Origin of the sequence: Methylibium sp. (genome assembly GCF_013817345.1) — a bacterium.
Lineage (GTDB): Bacteria > Pseudomonadota > Gammaproteobacteria > Burkholderiales > Burkholderiaceae_C > Methylibium.
In genome coordinates, this window is sequence record NZ_JACDCW010000001.1 from 49985 (window position 1) to 73548 (window position 23564).

The window sequence follows — 23564 nt, forward strand, 5'->3', positions numbered from 1 at the left end:
GGCGCCCCACGCCCCGCAATCACCCGTCCGAGCCGCGCGACACGACATGCGAATCCTGACGCTGCCCGGCTGGCAGGGCTCGCCCGCCACGCACTGGCAATCGCGCTGGGAGCGTCTTTGCGGCCACCGCCGTGTCGAGCAGCACGATTGGCTGCAACCCCGCCGGGGCGACTGGATGGCGCGGCTCGAAGAAGTGCTGCTGGCGCAGCCGTCCCCGGCGCTGCTGGTCGCCCACAGTCTGGGTTGTCAGTTGGTGGCAGCCTGGGCGGCGCACTCGCGCCACACGGCGAGAGTGCATGCAGCGCTCCTGGTTGCCCCGCCCGACACGGAGCGGCCCGACATGCCGCCCCAGCTCCACACCTGGCGACCGATCGTCCGCACGCGCCTGCCGTTCCGGGCGACGGTGGTGGCGAGCAGCGACGACCCTTACTGCACGACCGAACGGGCCGCCGAAATGGCCCAGGCCTGGGGCGCCTTGCTCGTGCCTGCCGGTCCGCTCGGCCACCTCAATGCCGACTCCGGCCTCGGCGACTGGCCGCAAGGGCTGGCGCTGCTTCATGACCTTCAACACGACTGACACCATGGCGACGAAGAAACCCAAGGGCCTCGGGCTCGGCCTCGAAGCGCTGCTCGGCCCCAAGGTGCAGGACCGCCCCGAGCCGGCGGCCGGCGACGCAAAGCCGACCACGCTCAGGCTCGAGCAACTGCAGCCTGGCAAGTACCAGCCGCGCACGCGCATGGACGAGGGATCGCTCTACGAACTTGCCGAAAGCATCAAGTCGCAAGGGATCATGCAGCCCATTCTCGTCCGGCCGGTGACGGGGTCTGGATCGATGGACGGCACAAATGCACCAATGTTTCCAAGCGATAAGAGCGGAGTTGGCGCTCGCTTTGATCGCTATGAAATCATTGCCGGCGAGCGCCGTGTGCGGGCCGCCAAACTGGCCGGTTTGTCCGAAGTGCCGGTTCTCGTGCGCGAGGTGCCGGACGAGTCGGCGGCCGTCATGGCCCTGATCGAGAACATGCAGCGCGAGGACCTGAACCCGCTGGAAGAAGCGCAGGGTCTGCGGCGCCTGACCGACGAGTTCGGGCTGACGCATGAGCTCGCCGCCCAGGCGGTCGGCCGTTCGCGCAGTGCGGCCAGCAACCTGCTGCGCCTGCTCAACCTCGCCGAACCCGTCCAGCAGATGCTGATGGCCGGCGACCTGGACATGGGCCATGCGCGTGCACTTCTGGCGCTGGAGAAGGCGCAACAGATCATCGCCGCAACAGAAGTCGTTGCCCGCAAGCTCAACGTGCGCGAAGCCGAGCGATTGGTCGCACGCGCGGCCTCTTCAATTGGACAGCAGCCGCCACGGCAAGCGCTGCCTTCGAAGTCGCGCGATGTTGCGCGGCTCGAGGAAGAGCTTGCCGACCTGCTGACCGCCGCCGTGGAGATCCGCATCAAGAAGCGCTCCGGTCGCGGCGAGCAGGGCGAGGTGGCCATCGCGTTCGGCTCGCTCGATGAACTCGGCGGCCTGCTCGACAAGCTTCGGCGTGCGACGCCCTCGGGCGGCTGACCGTCGGGTTTCGGCGCGCGCTACTGCCCACCGCGCCGGAATGCTTGACGAGTTCGCGCGCCTTGCACGCGGTGCAATCTCGGCGAACCGAGCCGCGTTCGCACGTTAACGAGGACGATGCACGCTGTGCCCGCGGAACCACACTGCTGCACACGGGCTCCTACTTCGGCGTGGCGCTCGCGGCACGAAAGGGGCATGCTAATTGCACAGCGTGGCAAAGCCGTTGCATCTGGTTCATCGTGAAGATGCGGTCAAAAGACCGGGTTCTCCGGGCATCACACCGATGTGAAACGCACGCATGATCGTTGGACCGATAGAGTGAGAAACCGAAGGCAGCGCTGCACGGCGAGCCGAATGCCGGCCAGCCCGTGGCGACGCCGCCTCCCGATACCGAATTGGAGGAAGCGATGGATGTGATCACGAGCTTTGCAGCGCGCTACGAGCGCAGCCGCGAAGAGGAATTCACGCTCGAGGAATACCTCGATATCTGCAAGCGCGAAGCAACGGCCTACGCCACCGCCTCCGAACGCATGCTCAAGGCGATCGGCGAGCCGGAGCTGCTCGATACGCGCAACGAGCCGCGCATGTCGCGCCTCTTCGCCAACAAGGTGATCAAGCGCTACCCGGCGTTTGCCGAGTTTTACGGCATGGAAGACGCGATCGAGCAGGTCGTTTCCTACTTCCGCCACGCCGCGCAGGGCCTGGAGGAGCGCAAGCAGATCCTTTACCTGCTCGGCCCGGTGGGCGGCGGCAAGAGCTCGATCGCCGAGCGGCTCAAGCAGCTCATGCAGGAAGTGCCCTTCTACGCGATCAAGGGTTCTCCCGTGAACGAGTCGCCGCTGGGGCTTTTCGACGCGATCGAAGACGCTGCCACGCTGGAAAAGGAATACGGCATCCCGCGCCGCTACCTCAATCGCATTCTCTCGCCCTGGGCGGTGAAAAGGCTCGACGAGTACGGCGGCGACATCCGCAAGTTCAAGGTGGTCAAGCGCCGGCCGAGCATCCTCAAGCAGGTCGGCATCTCCAAGACGGAGCCGGGCGACGAGAACAACCAGGACATCAGCTCGCTGGTCGGCAAGGTCGACATCCGCAAGCTCGAAACTTACGCCCAGGACGACCCCGACGCCTACAGCTACTCGGGCGGCCTGTGCCTGGCCAACCAGGGCCTGCTGGAATTCGTCGAGATGTTCAAGGCACCGATCAAGGTGCTGCACCCGCTGCTGACCGCTACCCAAGAAGGCAACTACAAAGGGACCGAGGGCTTCGGCGCGATTCCCTTCGACGGCATTGTCTTGGCGCACAGCAACGAGAGCGAGTGGAAGGCCTTCCGCAACAACAAGAACAACGAAGCCTTCCTCGACCGCATCTACATCGTCAAGGTGCCGTACTGCCTGCGCGTAAGCGAAGAGGTCAAGATCTACGAGAAGCTGATCCGCACCTCGTCGCTCAGTGAGGCCAAGTGCGCGCCGGGCACCTTGAAGATGATGGCGCAGTTCTCGGTGCTCACCCGCCTGAAGGAGCCGGAGAACTCGTCGCTGTTCAGCAAGGCGCTGGTCTACGACGGCGAGAGCCTCAAGGACACCGACCCCAAGGCCAAGAGCTACCAGGAATACCGGGACTACGCGGGGGTCGACGAAGGCATGAGCGGCGTCTCGACCCGCTTCGCCTTCAAGATCCTGTCCAAGGTCTTCAACTTCGACAGCATGGAGGTCGCAGCCAACCCGGTGCACCTGATGTACGTGCTGGAGCAGCAGATCGAGCGCGAGCAGTTCGCCAGCGAAACCGAGCAGAAGTACCTGGGCTACATCAAGGAGTTCCTGTCGACGCGCTATGCGGAATTCATCGGCAAGGAGATCCAGACTGCTTATCTGGAAAGCTACAGCGAATACGGTCAGAACATTTTCGACCGCTACGTGACCTACGCCGACTACTGGATCCAGGACCAGGAGTACCGCGACACCGACACCGGCGAGGTGTTCGACCGCGGCTCGCTGAACGGCGAGCTCGAGAAGATCGAAAAGCCGGCCGGCATCTCCAACCCGAAGGACTTCCGCAACGAGATCGTCAACTTCGTGCTGCGTGCGCGGGCCGGTAACGCCGGCAAGAACCCGCTGTGGACCAGCTACGAGAAGCTGCGCGCGGTGATCGAGAAGAAGATGTTCTCGAACACCGAGGAACTGCTGCCGGTCATCAGCTTCAACGCCAAGGCCAGCGCCGACGAGGCCAAGAAGCACGAGGACTTCGTCAACCGCATGGTCGACAAGGGCTACACGCCCAAGCAGGTGCGCCTGCTGTGCGAGTGGTACCTGCGCGTGCGCAAGAGCTCCTGAACCAGCGGGGCGACCGGGCACTCCATGGCGCTGCAGCAGATCATCGACCGGCGGCTCGCGGGCAAGAACAAGTCCATTGGCAATCGCGAGCGCTTCCTGCGCCGCCACAAGGACCAGATCCGCGAGGCGGTGCGCCGGGCGGTCAGCGGCCGCGGCATCCGCGACATCGAGCAGGGCGAGGACATCTCGCTGCCCAAGCGCGACGTCTCCGAGCCGGTGTTCCACCACGGCCAGGGCGGCTCGCGCGAGATGGTGCACCCGGGCAACCGCGAGTACGTCCGCGGTGACCGCATCAAGCGGCCCGAAGGCGGCGCCGGCCGCGGCGGTAGCCAGGCCAGCGACTCGGGCGAAGGCGAGGACGATTTCGTCTTTCACCTCAGCCGCGAGGAGTTCATGCAGGTCTTCTTCGACGATCTGGCGCTGCCCAACCTGATCAAAACCACCCTGGCGGACACGCCGGAGTTTAAGACGCAGCGCGCGGGTTACAGCACCGACGGCACGCAGAACAACCTGCACGTCGTGCGTTCGATGCGCGGCGCGATCGGCCGGCGCATCGCGCTGGGCGCGGATGCCAGGCGCGAGTTGCGCCAGCTCGAGGCGCACCTGCTGCACCTCCAGCAGCACATGCGGGCCGACAGCGATTGGCTCGATCTCGACCCGGGCCGCGAAATGCGCTTGCGCGAAATCCGCGACACGGAGGCCTTGATCGAGTTGCTGCGTCAGAAGGTCGCGCGCATTCCCTACCTCGATCCGATAGACCTGCGCTACCGCAGCCGTATCCGCGTGCCGGTGCCGACCACCAAGGCGGTCATGTTCTGCGTCATGGACGTGTCGGGGTCGATGGACGAGGCGCGCAAGGATCTTTCCAAGCGCTTCTTCATCCTGCTCTACCTCTTTCTCACGCGCCACTACGAGCGCATCGAGCTGGTCTTCATCCGACACCACACGCAGGCGCAGGAGGTGGATGAAGAAGGCTTCTTCCACTCCACCGAGACCGGCGGCACCGTGGTGTCCAGTGCGCTGGTGCTGATGGAAGAGATCATTCGCAACCGCTTCCCCACCAGTGAGTGGAACATCTACGGCGCGCAGGCCAGCGACGGCGACAACTGGCATCACGACAGCGGCCGCTGCCGCCAGATCGTCTCCGAGCAGCTCCTGCCGCTGGTGCGCTACTTCGCTTACGTGCAGGTGGCCGAGCCGGAGCAGAACCTCTGGGAGGAGTACGCCCAGATCGCCGCGCAGCACCCGCACTTCGCCATGCGCAAGGTGCTCGAGGCTGCCCAGATCTACCCCGTGTTCCGGGAGTTGTTCAAGAAGGAAGGGAGCGCGGCATGAACAAACGCTTCGAGGCGGCGCCCGACCCGACGCCGGATCTCTTCGACGTCCCGGGCGCGAGTGGGAAAGCGCGCGTTCGTTTCGCCCGCGACATCGTCCGGCGAGAGCGCGCGGCGCAGCCGCTGCCCAGCCACAGTGACTGGAGCTTCGAGCTGATCGAGCAGTACCACGACGCGATCCGCGCCACCGCCGAAAGCTACGGGCTGGACACCTACGCCAACCAGCTCGAGGTCATCACGGCCGAGCAGATGATGGATGCGTATTCGTCGGTCGGCATGCCGGTGAACTACCGGCACTGGAGCTTCGGCAAGGAGTTCATCTCCAACGAGAAGAACTACCGGCGCGGTCACATGGGCCTGGCCTACGAGATCGTCATCAATTCCGACCCCTGCATCAGCTACCTGATGGAGGAGAACCCGATGGCGATGCAGGCGCTGGTCATTGCCCACGCCGCCTACGGCCACAACAGCTTCTTCAAGGGCAACTACCTGTTCCGCATGTGGACCGATGCGTCGTCGATCATCGACTACCTGGTTTATGCCAAGAATTACATCGCCGAATGCGAGGAGCGCCACGGCCTGAACGCCGTCGAGGAAACGCTCGACTCCTGCCATGCCCTGATGAACCACGGCGTCGATCGTTATCGCCGGCCGAGCAAGCTCAGCCTGGCTCAGGAACGTGCCCGCCGCGAGGATCGCGAGGCGTACGCACAGCAGCAGATCAACGACCTGTGGCGCACACTGCCGAAGAAGGCGGACAAGTCGGTCGAAGATGCGGAGGCGCAGCGTTTTCCGGCCGAGCCGCAGGAGAACCTGCTCTACTTCATCGAGAAGAACGCCCCGCTGTTAGAGCCCTGGCAGCGCGAGATCGTGCGCATCGTTCGCAAGGTGGCGCAGTACTTCTATCCGCAGCGTCAGACCCAGGTCATGAACGAAGGCTGGGCCACCTTCTGGCACCACACCCTGCTCAACACGCTGTACGACGACGGCCTGCTGAGCGACGGCATGATGATCGAGTGGCTCAAGTCGCACACCAACGTGGTGTTCCAGCCGCCGGTGGATCACCCGGGCTACAGCGGCATCAATCCGTATGCGCTCGGCTTCGCGATGTACACGGACATCAAGCGCATCTGTGAGAAGCCCGACGAGGAGGACCGCCATTGGTTTCCCGATCTTGCGGGCAGCGACTGGCTGGCGACGCTCGACCATGCGATGCGCAACTTCAAGGATGAGAGCTTCATCGGCCAGTACCTGTCACCGCGGCTCATGCGGGAATTCCGCCTGTTCGCGATCAGGGACGATTCTGACGAGCCGGAACTCGAAGTCAGCGCCATCCACGACGAAGCGGGCTACCGCAAGTTGCGTGAAGCGCTATCTCGGCAATATGATCTGGGCTCGCGCGAGCCCAACATCCAGGTCTGGAGCGTGAACCTGCGCGGCGACCGCTCGCTCACCCTGCGGCACACGCAGCACAACGCCCGCCCCATGGGCGACGCGACGCAGGAGGTGCTCAAGCACGTGGCGCGGCTCTGGGGTTTCGATGCGCACCTGGAGAGCGTGGACAGCGAGGGCGAAGTCGAGAAGCGCTGGACGGTGACGGGTCCGCGGCACTGATCCGTCTCATTGCAGGCCAAGTGCCCGCCCCCTGCTGCGCCTGCGGCCGTCATGCCACAAGCCGGGGCCGGTCAGAGCGCCCGGCGAATACCGGAGCTTGTGGTCGCTCAGCGGCTCATCAGGCGGCGCCGGCGTTTTTCAGCACCCACACGCCGGCGGGCGGCAAATTGCCCCACACCACCTCGCGCAGCGTCCATTGCAGCCGGCTCGCGCGCGGCAGTGCGAACGGTGCGCGGGGTTGGTAGGTGTACTGCACCAGGCGGCGTCCGGGGTGCGCCTCGACGAACACCAGCAGCGACTGCAAGGTGGTCGTGCGCAAGGGCTCGGGCAGGCTGCGAAAGGGCAGCGACGACACGAGCACCGTGTCGCCGGGTGCCAGGGCGCGCTCCTCCAGCACCTCATGTGCGGCCGCGCAACTGACCTCGACGTCGGGAAAGCGACGCTTCAGGCCGGCGGCGAGATGGCGCTGCAGCTCCACGGCAAGCAGCGGCGAATGCGGCGCCACGGCGCGCAACGCGGCGGTCACGGCGCCGGTCCCGGCGCCGAGCTCGATGACCGTGCTTGCCGATCCCACCTGCTCAGCCATCGCGCGCGCCAGCCGGCGTGACGAAGGCGCCAGTGCTCCGACCAGCGTGGGACGCGTGAGCGCCAGGGCGAGAAAAGCCATGTTGATCATGTCGAGGGTGTATCGCAGCGAGGGCCGCGCAGGCGTGAGCCGACGCAAGCAGGTGTTGCCGCGGGACACGTCCGGGTCCGCGGCTCACAGCACAAAAATCTTGCCCGGATTGAGGATGTTGTTCGGATCGAACGCGCGCTTGATGCCCTGCATCAGCGCCACGCCGCCCGCACCGGCTTCGTCGATCAGAAAGCCCATCTTGTGCAGGCCGATGCCGTGCTCGCCGCTGCACGTGCCCTCGAGCCGCAGCGCGCGGGCGACGAGCTGCGCGTTGAGCCGTTCGGCCGTCTCGCGCTCCTGCGGCTGCAGGGGATCGATCAGATAGCCGACGTGGAAATTGCCGTCGCCGACGTGGCCGACGATGAAGTAGGGCAGGCCGCTGGCATCGACTTCCTTCACCGTCTCGTCGATGCACTCGGCCAGTCGCGAGATCGGCACGCAGGTGTCGGTCGTCACCGCCCGGCAGCCCGGCCGCGTCTGCAATGCCGACAAGTAGGCGTGATGGCGTGCGGTCCACAACCGCGTGCGCGCCTCGGGCGTCGTCGCCCAATCGAAGTCCTCGCCGCCGAACTCTGCCGCGACGGCCTGCACCGTCTCGGCCTGCTCCTTCACGCCGCCCGGGCTGCCGTGGAACTCCATCAGCAGCAGCGGGGCCTCGCGCAGGCCGAGGCGGTCGTGCGCGTTGACGGCGCGCACGGCATGCACGTCGAGCAGCTCGCAGCGTGCGATCGGCACGCCGGTCTGGATGATGCGGATCGTCGTGCGCACCGCCGCGTCGATGCTCGGAAAGCTGCACACCGCCGCGCTGATCGCCTCGGGCAGCGGATGGAGCTCAAGCGTGATCTCGGTCATCACGCCCAGGGTGCCTTCGCTGCCGACGAAGAGGCGGGTCAGGTCGTAGCCGGCGCTGCTCTTGCGCGCGCGGGTGCCGGTGCGAACGACCTCGCCGCTGGCCGTGACCACCGTCAGGCCCAGCACGTTCTCGCGCATCGTCCCGTAGCGCACGGCGTTCGTGCCGCTGGCGCGGGTGGCGGCCATGCCGCCGATCGAGGCGTCGGCACCGGGGTCGATGGGGAAGAACAGGCCATCGTGGCGAATGTGCTCGTTGAGCTGCTTGCGGGTCACGCCGGCCTGCACGGTGATCGTCAGATCCTCGGCATCGACGCGCAGCACGCGGTTCATGCAGCTCAGGTCGAGGCTGACGCCGCCCTGAACCGCCAGCAGGTGCCCTTCGAGCGAAGAGCCGGCGCCGTAAGCGATCACCGGCACCGCATGCGCATTGGCGAGCGCAACGACGAAGCTCACGTCTTCGGTTGATTCGCAATAGACCACGGCATCCGGCGGCGGCACGTCGAAAGGCGATTCGTCGCGGCCGTGCTGCTCGCGCACCGCTCGGGCGGTCGAGCAGCGCGCACCGAAGCGGGCTCCGAGCGCGTCCAGCATCACGGCGGGTATCGGCCGAGGAGCTAGCTGGGGCAGCAGTTCGACCGGAGCGTTCATGGGGGCGGTTCTCCTGAGCGGCCTTGCGTTGCGGCGCAATTGTAGGGAGGTAGGGAGCCGCCTCGGCCGCGTTGAACTCGTGAGCCAGGCAAGGCTTGCGCTCTTGCTTGCGCTCGCATCAGTGACCCGCGGGGCGCTGCTAGCATCGACCGATGGCCCATCGACTATCCCAGATCGCGACGCGCACCGGCGACGACGGCACCACCGGCCTGGGCGACGGCAGCCGCGTCCCCAAGGATCACCTTCGCGTGCAGGCGATGGGCGATGTGGACGAACTCAATTCGACCCTCGGCGTGCTGCTGTGCGAGCCCTTGCCTGATCAGGTGCGAAAGCTCCTGGTCGACATCCAGCATGAGCTGTTCAATCTGGGCGGCGAGCTTTCGATTCCTGGCTACGCGTTGCTCAAGGACGAGGCGGTGTTATCGCTGGATGCCGCGCTCGCTGAACACAACGCTGCGCTGCCTCGGCTGCAGGAGTTCATTCTTCCGGGCGGCACGCGCAGCGCCGCGCTCGCGCATGTTGGCCGTACCGTGGCGCGCCGCGCCGAGCGCACCGTGATCGCGCTGGTCAACACCGAGCCCGACGCCGTGCGCGCCGCGCCGCGGTTGTACCTCAATCGGCTGAGCGACCTGTTGTTTGTGCTGGCTCGTGTGCTCAACCGGGCCAACCTCGACGGCCTGGGCGGCGACGACGTGTACTGGCATAGCACGAGGATGCAGGCCAGCCCGGGCTGACGGGGCCGCAGGCCCCTTGTTGGCTTTGCGCTTCGCAAAACAAGCGCCTGCGTGTCACTGGGCTGGCGCCGCATCGTCTGTCGTGCCCCCAAAGGGCATCCCATTCGGCAAGGCTACGCGGCCCCGTTCCGGCTCGCGGGTGCCTTGCTTCGCAACGGCTGCCGCGTCCGGCGGCGCGGGCAAGGCACTAGCCGCGCCGCGCCTTCACCGCCCCGCTCAACACCTCCAGCACCGCCAACGAATCATCCCAGCCGATGCAGGCATCGGTGATGCTCTGGCCGTAGGCTAGCTGAGTGGGGTCGTCGCGGCCGGCGCTGAACTTCTGGGCACCGGCGTTGAGGTGGCTCTCGACCATCAGGCCGAACACCTGCCGGCTGCCGCCGGCAATCTGCTGACCGATCTCCTTTGCCACCTCGACCTGTCGCTGGTGTTGCTTGGCGCTGTTGGCATGCGAGCAGTCGACCATCAGGCTGGCCGGCAGCTTGGCCGCCGTCAGATCGGCGCACGCCGCCGCCACGCTGGCGGCGTCGTAATTCGGCGCCTTGCCGCCGCGCAGGATGACGTGACAGTCCTTGTTGCCGCGCGTCTCGACGATCGCCACCTGGCCGTTCTTGTGCACCGAAAGGAAGTGGTGCGGACGGCCGGCCGACTGGATCGCATCGGTGGCGATGCGGATGTTGCCGTCGGTCCCGTTCTTGAAGCCGATCGGCGCACTCAGGCCCGAAGCCAGCTCGCGGTGCACCTGGCTCTCGGTGGTGCGCGCGCCAATGGCGCCCCAGGAAATGAGGTCGCCGATGTACTGTGGCGAGATCACGTCGAGAAACTCACTGCCGGCCGGCAGGCCCAGGCGGCCGATTTCCATCAGCAACTGGCGGGCGATGCGCAGGCCCTCGTCGATGCGAAAGCTTTCGTCGAGGTAAGGGTCGTTGATCAGGCCCTTCCAGCCGACCGTGGTGCGCGGCTTCTCGAAGTACACGCGCATCACGATCTCCAGCGTGCCGGCATAGCGGTCGCGCTCGGCCTTGAGCTTGCGGGCGTACTCCACGGCGGCCACCGGGTCGTGGATGGAGCACGGCCCCATCACCACGAGCAGCCGGTCGTCGGTGCCCGCCATGATTTCGCGGATGGCGCGCCGGGTGTTGCCGACCAGCGCCTCGACCGGCGTGCCGCGCACCGGAAAGAAGCGGATCAGGTGTTCCGGGGGCGGCAGCGGCATGACGTTTTCGATCCGTTCGTCATCGGTCTGGCTGGTCTTGTCGGCGGGCGGGGCCCAGCCGTCGGGGGCGTTGGTGGACAGGGCATTCATCGGGATCTCCTGGCGACGAGTCGGGAACGGGGTCAAACGCAAAGACGAAAAAAAACCGCCGAGGGACAGGCCCGGCGGTTGGGGATTCGGCAGCGCTTTCTTGCTTAGGCGCTGGCCTCTCCTCCGCCAGAGCGGTGCGAGAACCAGAAATACGCAAAAAAGAAGGTGCTGCGGAGCATGGGCGCGAATGTAGCACGGGCGCATCCGCTGACCCTGAGGCGCCTCAACAGGCCTTGGCGCCGAAGCCCTCGTGTTCGAGCCGCGCGATCAGCGCCGCCACATGGGCCGCGTTTCGGGTCTGCAGCACCAGTTCGACTTCCACGTTTTGAGCGGCCAGGCTGGTGAAGGCGCGCTGATGATGCACCTCTTCGATGTTGGCGCCCGCTTCGGCCACAAGCGCCGTGATTCTTGCCAGGACTCCCGGCGAATCGCGCGCGTCGACGCGGATGCGGGTCAGCCGCCCCGCCCGCACCATCCCGCGCTCGATGATCGCCGCCAGCAACAGCGGATCGATGTTGCCGCCGCACAGCACCAGCCCGACCCGTCTGCCGGCGTAGCGCTGCGGCTCCTTCAGCAGTGCCGCCAGACCGGCGGCGCCGGCGCCTTCGACGAGCGTCTTCTCGATCTCGAGCAGCATGACGATGGCCTGCTCGATGTCGCCCTCTTCGACCAGCACCAGATCGTCCACCAAGTTGCGCACGAGCTCGCGGGTGATGTGCCCCGGCTCGCCCACCGCAATGCCTTCGGCGATCGAATTCCTGCCCTGCGCGTGAGCAGTGCCCTTGATCAGATTGAACATTGCCGGATAGCGGGCCGTCTGCACGCCGATCACCTCGAGGCGCGGCTTCATTGCGCGGGTGACCGTGGCGATGCCGGAAACCAGCCCGCCGCCGCCGACAGCGACCACCAGCGTGTCCAGGTCGGGCTGCGCACGCAGCATCTCCAGGCCGATGGTGCCCTGGCCGGCGATGACGAGCGGGTCGTCGAAGGGATGCACGAAGGCCAGTCCTTGCGCCTCGCCCAGGCGCAGCGCATGGGCGCGCGCTTCGTCGAAGCCGTCGCCGTGCAGCAGCACCTCCGCGCCGAAGCCGCGTGTGCGCTCGACTTTCACCGCCGGTGTGGCCAGCGGCATCACGATCACCACCCGCAGGCCCAGACGTTGCGCGTGATGGGCGACCCCCTGGGCATGGTTGCCGGCCGAGGCGGTGATCACTCCGGTCAGCGGTGCCCCGCCGGCGCCGCGCTCGGCCACCAGAGCCAGCAGCTTGTTGAGTGCGCCCCGCTCCTTGAAGGAGGCGGTGAACTGCAGGTTCTCGAACTTCAGGAAGACATGCGCGCCGGTGATCTGCGAAAGCGTCTTCGACTCGACGCAAGGCGTTTCCAGCACATGCCCTGCCAACCGCTCCGCAGCGGCCTGCACGTCAGCCAAGCCGACTGAAGCCAGCGCGGCGGCGCTGGCCGGGGCGGGCTCCCCGCCAAGGCTCAGGCGGTGCCCCCGACGGTCAGCCCGTCGATGCGCAACGTGGGCTGGCCCACGCCGACCGGCACGCTCTGGCCTTCCTTGCCGCAGGTGCCGATGCCGGTGTCGAGCGCCAGGTCGTTGCCGATCATCTTCACGCGGGTGAGCGAATCAGGGCCGTTGCCGATGATGGTGGCGCCCTTCACCGGGTACTGAATCTTCCCGTTCTCGACCCAGAACGCCTCGCTCGCCGAGAACACGAACTTGCCGCTGGTGATGTCGACCTGGCCGCCGCCGAAGTTGGTGGCGTACAGGCCCTTTTTCATCGAGGCAACGATCTCTTCCTTCGACTTGTCGCCGCCCAGCATGTAGGTGTTGGTCATGCGCGGCATCGGCACATGGGCATAGCTCTCGCGGCGGCCGTTGCCGGTCGGGGCAACCTTCATCAGCCGGGCGTTCATCGAGTCCTGGATGTAGCCCTTGAGGATGCCGTCCTCGATCAGCACGTTGCGCTGGCTCGGGTTGCCCTCGTCATCGACGTTGAGCGAGCCGCGCCGGTCGGGGATGGTGCCGTCGTCGAGCACCGTCACGCCCTTGGCGGCCACGCGCTGACCGACCCGCCCGGCAAAGGCGCTCGAGCCCTTGCGGTTGAAGTCGCCTTCCAGGCCGTGGCCGATGGCCTCGTGCAGCAGGATGCCGGGCCAGCCGGGGCCGAGCACCACCGTCATCTCGCCGGCCGGCGCCGGGCGGCTCTCCAGGTTGGTGAGCGCCGCGTTGACGGCCTGGTCCACGTAGCCGGCGATCACGTCGTCGTGGAAGTAACCCAGCCCGAAACGCCCGCCGCCGCCGCCGGAACCCATTTCGCGCCGGCCGTCCTGTTCGGCGATGACGGTGACCGACAGGCGCACCAGCGGCCGCACGTCGGCGGCAATCGTGCCGTCGGCGCGCGCGACCAGCACCACGTCGTATTCGCCGGCGAGCCCCGCCATGACCTGCTTGATGCGCGGATCCTTGGCGCGCGCCATCTTCTCCATGCGTTCGAGCAGGGCAACCTTCTGCGTGCTGTCGAGCGTGGCGATCGGGTCCATCGGCGCGTACAGCACGCGGCTGGACGCCAGCCTGCGGGCGGGGCCGACCTTGACTCGCTTGCTGGCGCCGCTGGCGGCGATGCTGCGCACCGTGCGCGCGGCATCGAGCAGTGCGGCCTCGGAGATGTCGTCGCTGTAGGCGAACGCGGTCTTCTCGCCAGCCACGGCGCGCACGCCCACGCCCTGGTCGATGCCGAAACTGCCGCTCTTGACGATGCCTTCTTCCAGGCTCCAGCCCTCGCTGCGCGTGTACTGGAAGTAAAGGTCAGCGTCGTCGATGCGGTGCTCGCCGATCACGCGCAGCGCGCCGGCCAGCTTGGCTTCGTCGAGGCCGAAGGGCTCGAGCAGGAGTTGCCGGGCGATGGCCAAGCGTTCGATGGTGGGTTCGCGTGAAATCATGGTTTCATTCTAGGCAGCGAGCCCGGTCTGCGTTTTGGAGAATCCATGCCGCCGCGATTGCCGCTGTACGCCGAGTCGGTGGTCGTCGCGGGCTAACGCGGCTCCGGCTTGTCTAGCGGCGGTCGGTGCGCAGCGGCGCAGCTTTTTGTGCTGCTCGGCTCGGCCCGCGTTCGCTTACTCGGGTACTTGATCTTCGTTGCGCAATGCCAGCGCGCGCTCATAGAGGGCGTTGCGCGCCGCGCCGCTGGCCTCGGCCGTCAGCGCCACGGCCTGCTTCAGCGGCAGCGCGGCAAGCAAGGTGCGCAGAAGCCGATCGGTGTCGGCGGCCATGCCGGAGTCTTCGTGCTGTGGCTGCGCGTGCAGCACCAGCACGAACTCTCCACGCACGCGGTTGGCGTCTGCAGCCAGCCAGGCGGACAGCTCGGCGGCCGGCATCGTCGCAATGCTCTCGAACTGCTTGGTCAATTCGCGGCACAGCGTCAATCTGCGGGTGGGCATCGCCTCGGCCAACGCCGCTGCCAGGGCGCCGATGCGGTGCGGCGCCTCGAACAGCACGGTGGTCTCGGCACGCTGCGCCAGTTCGCGCAGCTGGCCGGCGCGCTCGGCGGCCTTGGCGGCGAGAAAACCGACGAATCGAAAGCCGTCGCTTCCTGCGTCGCCCGCTGCGCTGAGCGCCGTGGTCACGCTGCTGGCGCCCGGCAGCGGCAGAACGCGGTAGCCAGCCGCGCCTACGGCCGCGACCAGCCTGGCGCCCGGATCGCTGACGGCCGGCGTGCCGGCGTCGCTCATGTAGGCCACTCGCTCGTCGCGCGCCAGCCGTTCGATCACCGCCTGCGCCGCCTGCGCCTCGTTGTGCTCGTGCAGCGCCAGCAGCGGTTTGTCCAGGCCCAGGTGGCGCAGTAGCCCGGCGCTGACCCGCGTGTCCTCGCAGGCCACCGCGTCGGCCAACACGAGGGCATGCACCGCCCGCAGCGTGATGTCGGCCAGATTGCCGATCGGCGTGGCCACGACGTAGAGCGCGCCTTTGGGATACTGCTGCGCGCCCGCCGCGCCGGCGGCAGCTTGCTGGATCAACGAGGCATCGATGCTGACGACCAAGGCAGTGGGAGACGAGGGCGAGGCCCGTGCGCTGGCTCATCTGCAGCGCGCCGGCCTCGAGCTGGTGGAGCGCAATTATCGAGTCGCCCGCGGGCCGAGGGCGCGCGGCGGCGAGATCGACCTGGTCTTGCGTGCGCGCGACGGCACGCTGGTGTTCGTGGAGGTGCGCAAGCGCGCTGCCGCCGCTTACGGCGGGGCTGCGGCCAGCGTGTCATATGGCAAGCAGCGCAGCCTGGTATTGGCCGCGCAGCACTATCTGCGGCGGTACTCGACGCCGCCGCCCTGCCGCTTCGATGTAGTAGCGATCGACGGCGAGCGGCTGGAGTGGTTGGCCGGCGCGTTCAATGCTGCTTGAAGTGCGAAGGCCTGCACTGGCGAACAAGGAGAGTCATGCGAGGCATGCGAATCGGCGAAAAGTTCTCCGGCAAGCGTCTGGCGCGCGGGCGCGTTTCGGTCATCGGCACCCCTGCCCCCGGAACCCGCCGCTTCGAGGCGGTGTCTTATCATCATGAGCATGCTTGAACAACGCATCCAGCGGCATTTCTTCGACAGCGCCGACCTGAAGAACCAGTCCGCCGAGGTGCTGAGCAAGCCCATCGCCGATGCCGTGCAGGCGGTGCTCGGCTGCATCACCGCCGGTGGCAAGGTGCTGGCCTGCGGCAACGGCGGCTCGGCCAGCGACGCGCAGCACTTCGCAGCCGAGTTCATCGGCCGCTTCGAGCGTGAACGGCCCGGCCTGGCGGCCATCGCGCTCACCACCGACAGCTCCATCCTCACCGCTATCGGCAACGACTACGGCTTCAACCTGATCTTCTCCAAGCAGGTGCAGGCACTGGGCAACCCGGGCGACGTGCTGATCGCGCTGTCGACCAGCGGCAATTCGGCTGACGTGCTGGCCGCGGTCGATGCGGCCCACGACAAGGACATGACGGTGATCGCGTTCACCGGTCGTGGCGGCGGCAAACTCGGCGCGCGGCTGCTGGAAACCGACGTGCATATCTGCGTGCCGCACGAACGCACGGCACGCATCCAGGAAGTCCACATCCTCGCGATCCACTGCCTGTGCGACGCGGTCGATGTGCAATTGCTCGGCGATCAGGACCCTACATGACACCCAGTTTCAACTCTGCTGCTCCCCGGTTTTCGAGCCTTCGACACCTGCCGATGCGCTCGTTGTGCCTCGGCCTGCTGGTCGCCTCGTCGCTGACCGGCGCCTTGAGCGGCTGCGCCGCGCTGGCCGTCGGCGGCGCGGTCGGCGGCGCGATGATGTACAGCGACCGCCGCACCTCCGGCATGCAGATCGAAGACCAGACCATCGAGCTCAAGGCCAAGGCGCGCGTGCGCGAGACGGTCGGCGACCGCGCCCATGTCAACGTGACCAGCTACAACCGCACCGTGCTGATCACCGGCGAGGTGCCGAAGGAGGCCGACAAGGCCGCCGTCGGTACCGCCATCGCCGGCGTGGAAAACGTGCGCTCCACGCTCAACGAGCTGGCCGTGACGCCGATCGCCTCGCTGGCGGAGATGTCCAACGACTCGCTCCTGACGAGCAAGGTCAAGGCCAGCTATGTCGACGCGCGCGACATTTCGGCCAACGCCTTCAAGGTCGTCACCGAGCACGGCGTTGTCTACCTGATGGGCCTCGTCACCGAGCGCGAGGCCGACCGCGCCGTCGAACTGGCGCGTGGCGTGAGCGGCGTGAGGAAGGTGGTCAAGGCCTTCGAGATCATCAGCGAGGAAGATCTGGCGCGGCGCGCCCCGCGGGCGGCCGCTGCTTCCGCACCTGCCGCAACGCGTGCCCCGGCTTCCGCGCCGGCTTCGCCGACGGGGCTTACGCCGCGCCCGCTCTGAGCGGGCCACGTCGCGCGGGGACGATCAGCGCAAGCGGCGGATCAGGCTAGAGGTGTCCTGCCGCTCGCCGCCGCTGGCTTGCAGGTCGGCGTAGAACTGGTCGACCAAGGCCGTGACCGGCAGCCGGGCGCCATGGTGCTGCGCCTCGGCCAGACACAAACCCAGGTCCTTGCGCATCCAGTCGACCGCGAAGCCGAAGTCGAACTTGTCTTCGATCATGGTCGGGCCGCGGTTGTCCATCTGCCAGCTCTGCGCGGCGCCCTTGCCGATCACGCCGAGCACGGCCTTCATGTCCAGCCCGGCCTTCTGACCGAAGGCGATGGCTTCGGCCAAGCCCTGCACCAGGCCGGCAATGGCGATCTGGTTGACCATCTTGGCAAGCTGGCCGGAGCCGGCCGCACCGAGCAGGGTGACCGCCTTCGAAAAGGCCATCGCCACCGGCTGGATGCGCTCGAACGCGCTTGCCTCGCCCCCGCACATGACGGTCAGTGCGCCGTTGATGGCGCCGAGGTTGCCGCCCGAGACCGGCGCGTCGATGAAGGCCAGGCCGCGCTCACGTGCCACCTTGTCGAGCTCGCGCGCAATGTCGGCCGAGGCGGTGGTGTGATCCACGAACACCGCGCCGGGCTTCATGCCGCCGAAGGCGCCACTCTCGCCGAGCGTCACGGCCCGCAGGTCGGCGTCGTTGCCGACGCACGCGAACACGATGTCGGCGCCCGCGGCGGCCTCACGCGGCGTGGCGGCAGAAGCGCCCCCGTTCTCCGCGACCCATGCCTTGGCCTTGGCGGCGGTGCGGTTGTAGACGGTCACGCGGTGGCCGGCTTTCGCCAGGTGGCCGGCCATGGGCGCGCCCATCACGCCCAGGCCGAGGAAGGCCACGGTGCGCGGGGGGGTGGATTCGTAAGTGCGGGTGCTCATCGGTTTTTCGTCTCCTGTAAAGCGAACGGCCTCGAAAGGAGGCCGGCTTGAAGGGGCGAATGATGCTCTAAACGATCGTCAGGTGCTCGGTACCGGCGGACAGGTCGGCGTTGCGCGCACGGCGGCTGTTGAGCTTGATCTGCAGCCGCAGGTCGTTGACCGAGTCGGCGTTGCGCAGGGCGTCTTCGTAGGTGACCATCTGGCCTTCGTAGAGGTCGTACAGGCTCTGGTCGAAGGTTTGCATGCCGAGCTCGCGGCTCTTCTTCATGATCTCCTTGATCTCGGCCACCTCGCCCTTGAAAATCAGCTCCGAGATCAGCGGCGTGTTGAGCAGAATCTCGACTGCCGCCACACGGCCCGTGCCTTCCTGGCGCGGCAAGAGGCGCTGCGACACCAGCGACCTGAGGTTGAGCGACAAGTCCATCAGCAGTTGGGCGCGCCGTTCCTCGGGAAAGAAGTTGATGATCCGGTCGAGCGCCTGGTTGGCGCTGTTGGCATGCAGGGTGGCCATGCAGAGGTGGCCCGTCTCGGCGAACGCCACCGCATGCTCCATCGTCTCGCGGTCGCGTATTTCCCCCATCAGGATCACGTCGGGCGCCTGGCGCAGCGCGTTCTTCAGTGCCGCCTCCCAGCCGTCGGTGTCGATGCCGACCTCGCGCTGGGTGACGATGCAGTTCTTGTGCGGGTGCACGAACTCCACCGGATCCTCGATCGTGATGATGTGGCCGAAGGAGCTCTCGTTGCGGTGATCCACCATCGCCGCCAGCGAAGTGCTCTTGCCCGAGCCGGTGGCGCCGACGAAGATCACCAGCCCGCGCTTGCTCGAAGCCACTTCTTTCAGAACGCTCGGCAGGCGCAGCGAGTCGATGGTGGGCACGGTGTTCGGAATCGTGCGCAGCACCAGCCCCACATGGCCCTGCTGCATGAAGGCGTTGACGCGAAAGCGGCCGATGCCGCTCGGCGCAATGGCGAAGTTGCATTCCTTCGTGCGCTCGAATTCGGCTGCCTGCTTGTCGTTCATGATCGAGCGGGCGAGCGCGATCGTGTGCTGCGGCGTCAGCGGCTGCGGCGAGACCTTAATTACGCGCCCGTCGACCTTGACGGCCGGCGGAAAGTCCGCGGTGAGGAACAGGTCCGAGCCGGTGCGGGCGATCAGGAGCCGCAGCAGGTCGTTGACGAATTTCGATGCCTGGTCGCGTTCCATGAATACTCTTTCGTGTGCGTTTTATCGAGGGGCGCTCAGCCGCCGGCCAGCAGCGCCGACAAACGGGTGCTGACCTGGCGCAGCCGCAGCGAAAGGCGGCGCGCCAGCGAGGCCAACAGCGCGAGCGCCAGTCGCGGCTCGCTCGCCATCAGCGCCTCGAGCCTGCGTGCGTCGAGCACCGCCAGCACGCAGGGCGTCAGGGTGGTGCAGGCGGAAAAGCGTGCGCCGGCGTCGAGCAGCGCCATCTCGCCGAGCAGATCGCCGGCGTGCGCCTCGGCCAGACGCACGCGCGAGCCGTCGCCTTGCACCCGATCGACCGACAGCCGGCCTTCGAGGACGACAAGGAGGTAGTCGCCCGCCTCGTCCTGGCCGATCACCGCCTGCGCCGCGGGCACCAGCACGAAATCGAAATGACCTGCCAAGCGGTTTGCCTCGATGGGCGTCAGCGCCATGCCCTGACGGTCGGCCCGCCATACCGCGGTAAACAGCTCGCGGCCTCGTTCGGCGGCGAAGGGCTGAGCCATCACGCGCTCGGCGCGGGCGGTCCAGCTGATGGGCAGCGGTGTGTCCTCGCCGTCGATGGCGGCCTGGCTCTCGTCCGGGCGTTCGAGCGACGGTTTCACGGCGACATCGGGCAAAACGGTGTGCACCACTTCAACCGGGGAAGTTTTCCGGCGTCTTGGCGCGGCCGCGCGCTTCGGCGGGCGAGATCAGGTTGCGGCGGACCAGGTCGGTGAGGTTCTGGTCGAGCGTTTGCATGCCCATGCTGTTGCCGGTCTGTATCGAGCTGTACATCTGCGCGACCTTGTTCTCGCGGATCAGGTTGCGGATGGCCGGCGTGCCCAGCATGATCTCGTGCGCGGCGACGCGCCCCGCCCCGTCCTTCGTCTTGCACAGCGTCTGCGAAATCACGCCGATGAGCGATTCGGAGAGCATGGCGCGCACCATGTCCTTCTCGGCGGCCGGGAACACGTCGACCACGCGGTCGATGGTCTTGGCAGCCGACGATGTGTGCAGCGTGCCGAACACGAGGTGGCCGGTTTCAGCGGCGGTGAGGGCCAGGCGGATCGTTTCCAGGTCGCGCATTTCGCCGACCAGGATGCAGTCCGGGTCCTCGCGCAGTGCCGAGCGCAGCGCGTTGGAAAAGGAGAGCGTGTGCGGCCCGACCTCGCGCTGGTTGATCAGGCAGCGCTTGGACTCGTGCACGAACTCGATCGGGTCCTCGACGGTGAGGATGTGGCCGTATTCGTGCTCATTGAGGTGATTGACCATCGCGGCCAGCGTGGTCGACTTGCCCGAACCGGTCGGACCCGTCACCAGCACCAGGCCGCGCGGCTTGAGCGCGAGGTCGGCGAAGATCTTGGGGGCCTGTAGCTGCTCTAGCGAAAGGATCTTGCTGGGGATGGTGCGAAACACCGCGCCGGCGCCACGGTTGTGGTTGAAGGCGTTGACGCGAAAGCGGGCCAGACCCTGGATCTCGAAAGAGAAGTCGCATTCCAGCAGCTCCTCGTAGGCCTTGCGCTGGGCATCGTTCATGATGTCGTACACCATCTCGTGCACGTTCTTGTGGTCCAGCGGGTCCACGTTGATGCGCCGCACGTCGCCATGCACCCGGATCATCGGCGGCAGGCCGGCAGACAAGTGCAGGTCGGAAGCCTTGTTCTTGACCGAAAACGCCAGCAGTTGGGTAATGTCCATGGAGGCGGAGACGAGGCCAGGGCGGGCCCGAAAGACGAGGGATCGAAACGATTATGGCGACGATAGCGAGCAAGTTGGACGAAGTGAGCGGGCGCATCGCACGCGCCTGCGATGCGGCGGGGCGGCCCGTGTCAAGCGTCACGCTGCTCGCGGTCAGCAAGACGTTTTCCGCCGACGCGGTGCTTGAGGCGATGTCGGCGGGGCAGACGCGTTTCGGCGAGAACTATGTGCAGGAGGCGCTCGACAAGATGGCCGCGCTGGCCGCGGCGCGCGAGCAGCTCGAATGGCACCTGATCGGCCCGCTGCAGAGCAACAAGACGCGCGTGGTGGCCGAACACTTCGACTGGGTGCATTCGGTCGATCGATTGAAGATTGCGCAGCGCCTGTCGGAGCAGCGGGGGGCGCATCTGCCGGCCTTGCAGGTCTGCCTGCAGGTCAACATCAGCGGCGAGGCCAGCAAGAGCGGCCTGGCACCGGCAGAAGTGGAGCCGGTGGCACGCGCGGTGGCGGCCTTGCCTCGGCTGAGACTGCGCGGCCTGATGGCGATTCCCGAGGGCGGCGGCGATCTCGACTCGCAGCGCCGGCCGCACCGGGCGCTTCGAGACCTGCTCGACCGCCTGAACGCCGCGGGACTGGCGCTGGACACCTTGTCCATCGGCATGACCGCCGATCTGGAGGCCGCCGTGCTCGAAGGCGCGACGATCGTGCGCGTGGGCACGGCGATCTTCGGCGGCCGATCCACCGCAGTCTGAACGGTGCAAGTCGCCGAGCGAAGCCGGACGCTCAGGCCTTGCGCTTCCTGGTCACGAAGTGATGCAGCTCGCCCACGATGCCTCGCCGGAACGCCAGCACGCAGACGATGAAGATGAGCCCGGTTACCAGCGTCACCGATTCGCCCAGGGTGTTGAACCACTCGACGCCGGTCATCTCGGCCAGCGCCCGGCCCAGATTGCCGATCTTGTTCTCGAGCGCAATGATGATCAGCGCGCCGACGATGGGGCCGATCATCGTGCCCATGCCGCCCACCAGCGTCATCAGGATGACCAGACCGGAAGTGGTCCATACCGCGTCGGACAGCGTGGCAAAACCCAGTACCAGCGTCTTGGTGGCGCCCGCCAAGCCGGCCAGCGCGGCCGACAGCACGAAGGCGACCAGCTTGAAGCGCTCCACGTCGTAGCCGAGCGAAACGGCGCGCGCCTCGTTCTCGCGGATGGACGTCAGCACCTGGCCGAAAGGCGAATGCACGGTGCGGTAGATCAGCCAGAAGGCGGCAATGAAGATGCCCAGCACCACGTAGTACAGCGTCAGGTCGCTGCTCAGGTCCAGGCCGAGAAAGTTGCCGCGCGGCACGCCTTGCAGGCCGTCTTCGCCGTAGGTGAAAGGCGCCTGCAGGAACACGAAGAACAGCATCTGGGCGAGCGCCAGGGTGATCATCGAGAAGTAGATGCCCGAGCGGCGGATCGCCAGCCAGCCGAAGCCCAGGCCGACGATGGCCGCAGCACCGGTGCCGACCAGCAGGCCCATCGGCGCCGGCAGGCCCCAGACCTTGAGCGCGTGGCCGGCGCAGTAGGCCGCGGTGCCGAGGAAGGCGGCATGTCCGAAGGACAGCAGCCCGGTGAAGCCGATCAGCAGGTTGAAGGCGCACGCGAAGAGCGCGTAGCACATCACCTTCATCACGAAGATCGGATACGCGCCGATGGCCGGCAGCAGCGCCACCGCCGCGAAGAGCACGGCGTAGCCGATCAGTGGCGAACGAACAGCGGTCATCTGATTCCTTCGAGCTGCAAGGCGCAAAAGGCGCGCCAGCCCATCCAGCAGCCGCCGCGGATCCGGCTTCGCCGGTCCGCCAGCGGCGCCCCCTCGAGGGGGAGCGGCGAAGCCGCAACGGGGGTGGGCGTCATCTCTCCTTGCCGAACAGCCCGGCCGGGCGGATCAGCAGCACGATGTCCATGATGAGGAACACCACCGTGTTGGAGGCCTCGGGATAGAACACCTTGGTCAGCCCCTCGATCACGCCCAGGCCCAGCCCGGTGAGGATGGAGCCCAGGATCGAGCCCATGCCGCCGATCACCACCACCGCGAACACCACGATGATCAGGTTGCTGCCCATCAGCGGCTGAACCTGCAGGATGGGCGCGGCCAGCACGCCGGCAAAGGCGGCCAGCGCCACGCCGCCGGCATAGGTGAGCGTGACCATGCGCGGCACGTTGATGCCGAAGGCCTGCACGAGGCGGGGGTTCTCGGTGCCGGCGCGCAGCGTGGCGCCCAGCGTGGTTTTCTCGATCAGCGCCCAGACCGCCAGGCACACGGTGATCGAAGCGACAACCACCCAGGCGCGGTAGTTCGGCAGCACCATGAAGCCCAGGTCGGTGGCGCCGGTGAGCAGGTCGGGCACAGCGTACCGCTGGCCCGACACGCCGTAGAACGAGCGGAACACGCCCTCGGCCACCAGGGTGATGCCGAAAGTCAGCAGCAGGCCGTACAGGTGGTCGAGCTTGTAGAGCCACCGCAGCATCAGCCGTTCGATCAGGATGCCGAGGACGCCGACCGCCAGCGGCGCCAGCAGCAGCATCGCCCAGTAGTTCAGGCCCAGGTATTCGAGCCCCATCCACGCCAGGAAGGCGCCCATCATGTACAGCGCGCCATGCGCGAAGTTGATGATGTTGAGCATGCCGAAGATGACGGCCAGGCCCAGTGACAGCATCGCGTAGAACGAGCCGTTCACCAGGCCCAGCAGCAGCTGGCTGAGAAACGCGGACAGCGGAATGCCGAAGATTTCGATCATGCTCGGCTCAG

The 23564-nt window shown here is 66.9% G+C and carries 22 protein-coding genes; 10 read left to right on the plus strand and 12 right to left on the minus strand.

The window, feature by feature from the left end:
* The first annotated feature begins 46 nt into the window (after nt 1-46).
* The 5 genes from H0W40_RS00235 to H0W40_RS00255 all read left to right on the plus strand — a co-directional run bounded on the left by H0W40_RS00235 (nt 47) and on the right by H0W40_RS00255 (nt 6837).
* Nucleotides 47-577 (plus strand): alpha/beta hydrolase, encoded by a 531-nt coding sequence (locus H0W40_RS00235; RefSeq protein WP_292441903.1) that lies wholly within the window; start codon nt 47-49, stop codon nt 575-577.
* A 4-nt stretch (nt 578-581) separates the two neighbouring features.
* The gene (locus tag H0W40_RS00240; RefSeq protein WP_292441905.1) at nt 582-1559 is read left to right on the plus strand and encodes a ParB/RepB/Spo0J family partition protein; all 978 of its coding nucleotides are present in this window, start codon (nt 582-584) and stop codon (nt 1557-1559) included.
* 407 nt (nt 1560-1966) lie between these two features.
* Entirely contained in the window at nt 1967-3889 is a 1923-nt protein-coding gene (locus H0W40_RS00245; RefSeq protein ID WP_292441906.1) for a PrkA family serine protein kinase, read from the plus strand.
* A 24-nt stretch (nt 3890-3913) separates the two neighbouring features.
* Nucleotides 3914-5224: a YeaH/YhbH family protein gene (locus tag H0W40_RS00250; protein ID WP_292441908.1), complete on the plus strand. Its 1311-nt coding sequence runs from the start codon at nt 3914-3916 to the stop codon at nt 5222-5224.
* Nucleotides 5221-6837: a SpoVR family protein gene (locus H0W40_RS00255; RefSeq protein ID WP_292441909.1), complete on the plus strand. Its 1617-nt coding sequence runs from the start codon at nt 5221-5223 to the stop codon at nt 6835-6837. Before H0W40_RS00250 ends, H0W40_RS00255 begins: the two co-directional genes overlap by 4 nt.
* A gap of 118 nt (nt 6838-6955) precedes the next feature.
* Here the strand turns inward: H0W40_RS00255 and H0W40_RS00260 are convergent, their stop codons facing one another.
* Entirely contained in the window at nt 6956-7513 is a 558-nt protein-coding gene (locus H0W40_RS00260) for a hypothetical protein (protein ID WP_292441911.1), read from the minus strand.
* An 84-nt stretch (nt 7514-7597) separates the two neighbouring features.
* The gene (locus H0W40_RS00265; protein ID WP_292441913.1) at nt 7598-9013 is read right to left on the minus strand and encodes an FAD-linked oxidase C-terminal domain-containing protein; all 1416 of its coding nucleotides are present in this window, start codon (nt 9011-9013) and stop codon (nt 7598-7600) included.
* 152 nt (nt 9014-9165) lie between these two features.
* Here H0W40_RS00265 and H0W40_RS00270 point away from each other — a divergent pair, with 152 nt between their 5' ends.
* Complete coding sequence (locus H0W40_RS00270; RefSeq protein ID WP_292441915.1) at nt 9166-9747, plus strand: cob(I)yrinic acid a,c-diamide adenosyltransferase; 582 nt, start codon at nt 9166-9168, stop codon at nt 9745-9747.
* A gap of 187 nt (nt 9748-9934) precedes the next feature.
* Here the strand turns inward: H0W40_RS00270 and H0W40_RS00275 are convergent, their stop codons facing one another.
* The 4 genes from H0W40_RS00275 to rsmI form a co-directional block, all read right to left on the minus strand.
* The gene (locus H0W40_RS00275; RefSeq protein WP_292441917.1) at nt 9935-11053 is read right to left on the minus strand and encodes a 3-deoxy-7-phosphoheptulonate synthase; all 1119 of its coding nucleotides are present in this window, start codon (nt 11051-11053) and stop codon (nt 9935-9937) included.
* A gap of 223 nt (nt 11054-11276) precedes the next feature.
* Nucleotides 11277-12497, minus strand: coding sequence for a threonine ammonia-lyase (locus H0W40_RS00280; RefSeq protein WP_292442008.1), 1221 nt, complete (start codon nt 12495-12497; stop codon nt 11277-11279).
* Nucleotides 12498-12535: 38 nt separating this feature from the next.
* On the minus strand, nt 12536-13999 hold the full coding sequence (gene tldD, locus H0W40_RS00285; protein ID WP_292441919.1) for a metalloprotease TldD: 1464 nt from the start codon (nt 13997-13999) through the stop codon (nt 12536-12538).
* 174 nt (nt 14000-14173) lie between these two features.
* A complete protein-coding gene (gene rsmI, locus H0W40_RS00290) occupies nt 14174-15073 on the minus strand; it encodes a 16S rRNA (cytidine(1402)-2'-O)-methyltransferase (protein WP_292441921.1) in 900 nt (299 codons plus the stop codon).
* 10 nt (nt 15074-15083) lie between these two features.
* Here rsmI and H0W40_RS00295 point away from each other — a divergent pair, with 10 nt between their 5' ends.
* The 3 genes from H0W40_RS00295 to H0W40_RS00305 all read left to right on the plus strand — a co-directional run bounded on the left by H0W40_RS00295 (nt 15084) and on the right by H0W40_RS00305 (nt 16948).
* Nucleotides 15084-15452 carry a YraN family protein gene (locus H0W40_RS00295; RefSeq protein WP_292441923.1) on the plus strand — a complete coding sequence of 123 codons (369 nt, stop codon included), beginning with the start codon at nt 15084-15086 and terminating at the stop codon, nt 15450-15452.
* A 159-nt stretch (nt 15453-15611) separates the two neighbouring features.
* A complete protein-coding gene (locus tag H0W40_RS00300; protein WP_292441925.1) occupies nt 15612-16208 on the plus strand; it encodes a phosphoheptose isomerase in 597 nt (198 codons plus the stop codon).
* A 53-nt stretch (nt 16209-16261) separates the two neighbouring features.
* Nucleotides 16262-16948, plus strand: a complete 687-nt coding sequence (locus tag H0W40_RS00305) for a BON domain-containing protein (protein ID WP_292441926.1) — start codon at nt 16262-16264, stop codon at nt 16946-16948.
* 24 nt (nt 16949-16972) lie between these two features.
* Here the strand turns inward: H0W40_RS00305 and H0W40_RS00310 are convergent, their stop codons facing one another.
* The 4 genes from H0W40_RS00310 to H0W40_RS00325 form a co-directional block, all read right to left on the minus strand.
* The gene (locus H0W40_RS00310) at nt 16973-17866 is read right to left on the minus strand and encodes an NAD(P)-dependent oxidoreductase (protein WP_292441928.1); all 894 of its coding nucleotides are present in this window, start codon (nt 17864-17866) and stop codon (nt 16973-16975) included.
* Between the two features lie 67 nt (nt 17867-17933).
* Complete coding sequence (locus H0W40_RS00315; protein ID WP_292441930.1) at nt 17934-19070, minus strand: PilT/PilU family type 4a pilus ATPase; 1137 nt, start codon at nt 19068-19070, stop codon at nt 17934-17936.
* Nucleotides 19071-19105: 35 nt separating this feature from the next.
* Complete coding sequence (locus H0W40_RS00320) at nt 19106-19693, minus strand: cyclic nucleotide-binding domain-containing protein (protein ID WP_292441932.1); 588 nt, start codon at nt 19691-19693, stop codon at nt 19106-19108.
* Between the two features lie 31 nt (nt 19694-19724).
* The gene (locus H0W40_RS00325; protein WP_292441933.1) at nt 19725-20768 is read right to left on the minus strand and encodes a type IV pilus twitching motility protein PilT; all 1044 of its coding nucleotides are present in this window, start codon (nt 20766-20768) and stop codon (nt 19725-19727) included.
* A 53-nt stretch (nt 20769-20821) separates the two neighbouring features.
* Between H0W40_RS00325 and H0W40_RS00330 the strand changes: the two genes are divergently transcribed.
* Nucleotides 20822-21520: a YggS family pyridoxal phosphate-dependent enzyme gene (locus tag H0W40_RS00330; protein ID WP_292441934.1), complete on the plus strand. Its 699-nt coding sequence runs from the start codon at nt 20822-20824 to the stop codon at nt 21518-21520.
* A 31-nt stretch (nt 21521-21551) separates the two neighbouring features.
* On the opposite strand, the gene H0W40_RS00335 is transcribed toward H0W40_RS00330, so the two are convergent.
* Together H0W40_RS00335 and H0W40_RS00340 are read right to left on the minus strand one after the other, a co-directional pair.
* A complete protein-coding gene (locus tag H0W40_RS00335) occupies nt 21552-22535 on the minus strand; it encodes a branched-chain amino acid ABC transporter permease (protein WP_292441936.1) in 984 nt (327 codons plus the stop codon).
* 130 nt (nt 22536-22665) lie between these two features.
* Nucleotides 22666-23553: a branched-chain amino acid ABC transporter permease gene (locus H0W40_RS00340; protein WP_292441937.1), complete on the minus strand. Its 888-nt coding sequence runs from the start codon at nt 23551-23553 to the stop codon at nt 22666-22668.
* Nucleotides 23554-23564 lie beyond the last annotated feature (11 nt).

Bases quoted from the DNA above. Each gene is read 5' to 3' on its own strand.
- H0W40_RS00235 (WP_292441903.1), top strand. From the start codon at position 47: ATGCGAATCCTGACGCTGCCCGGCTGGCAGGGCTCGCCCGCCACGCAC.
- H0W40_RS00240 (WP_292441905.1), top strand. From the start codon at position 582: ATGGCGACGAAGAAACCCAAGGGCCTCGGGCTCGGCCTCGAAGCGCTG.
- H0W40_RS00245 (WP_292441906.1), top strand. From the start codon at position 1,967: ATGGATGTGATCACGAGCTTTGCAGCGCGCTACGAGCGCAGCCGCGAA.
- H0W40_RS00250 (WP_292441908.1), top strand. From the start codon at position 3,914: ATGGCGCTGCAGCAGATCATCGACCGGCGGCTCGCGGGCAAGAACAAG.
- H0W40_RS00255 (WP_292441909.1), top strand. From the start codon at position 5,221: ATGAACAAACGCTTCGAGGCGGCGCCCGACCCGACGCCGGATCTCTTC.
- H0W40_RS00260 (WP_292441911.1), bottom strand. From the start codon at position 7,513: ATGATCAACATGGCTTTTCTCGCCCTGGCGCTCACGCGTCCCACGCTG.
- H0W40_RS00265 (WP_292441913.1), bottom strand. From the start codon at position 9,013: ATGAACGCTCCGGTCGAACTGCTGCCCCAGCTAGCTCCTCGGCCGATA.
- H0W40_RS00270 (WP_292441915.1), top strand. From the start codon at position 9,166: ATGGCCCATCGACTATCCCAGATCGCGACGCGCACCGGCGACGACGGC.
- H0W40_RS00275 (WP_292441917.1), bottom strand. From the start codon at position 11,053: ATGAATGCCCTGTCCACCAACGCCCCCGACGGCTGGGCCCCGCCCGCC.
- tldD (WP_292441919.1), bottom strand. From the start codon at position 13,999: ATGATTTCACGCGAACCCACCATCGAACGCTTGGCCATCGCCCGGCAA.
- H0W40_RS00295 (WP_292441923.1), top strand. From the start codon at position 15,084: ATGCTGACGACCAAGGCAGTGGGAGACGAGGGCGAGGCCCGTGCGCTG.
- H0W40_RS00300 (WP_292441925.1), top strand. From the start codon at position 15,612: ATGCTTGAACAACGCATCCAGCGGCATTTCTTCGACAGCGCCGACCTG.
- H0W40_RS00305 (WP_292441926.1), top strand. From the start codon at position 16,262: ATGCGCTCGTTGTGCCTCGGCCTGCTGGTCGCCTCGTCGCTGACCGGC.
- H0W40_RS00310 (WP_292441928.1), bottom strand. From the start codon at position 17,866: ATGAGCACCCGCACTTACGAATCCACCCCCCCGCGCACCGTGGCCTTC.
- H0W40_RS00315 (WP_292441930.1), bottom strand. From the start codon at position 19,070: ATGGAACGCGACCAGGCATCGAAATTCGTCAACGACCTGCTGCGGCTC.
- H0W40_RS00325 (WP_292441933.1), bottom strand. From the start codon at position 20,768: ATGGACATTACCCAACTGCTGGCGTTTTCGGTCAAGAACAAGGCTTCC.
- H0W40_RS00330 (WP_292441934.1), top strand. From the start codon at position 20,822: ATGGCGACGATAGCGAGCAAGTTGGACGAAGTGAGCGGGCGCATCGCA.
- H0W40_RS00335 (WP_292441936.1), bottom strand. From the start codon at position 22,535: ATGACCGCTGTTCGTTCGCCACTGATCGGCTACGCCGTGCTCTTCGCG.
- H0W40_RS00340 (WP_292441937.1), bottom strand. From the start codon at position 23,553: ATGATCGAAATCTTCGGCATTCCGCTGTCCGCGTTTCTCAGCCAGCTG.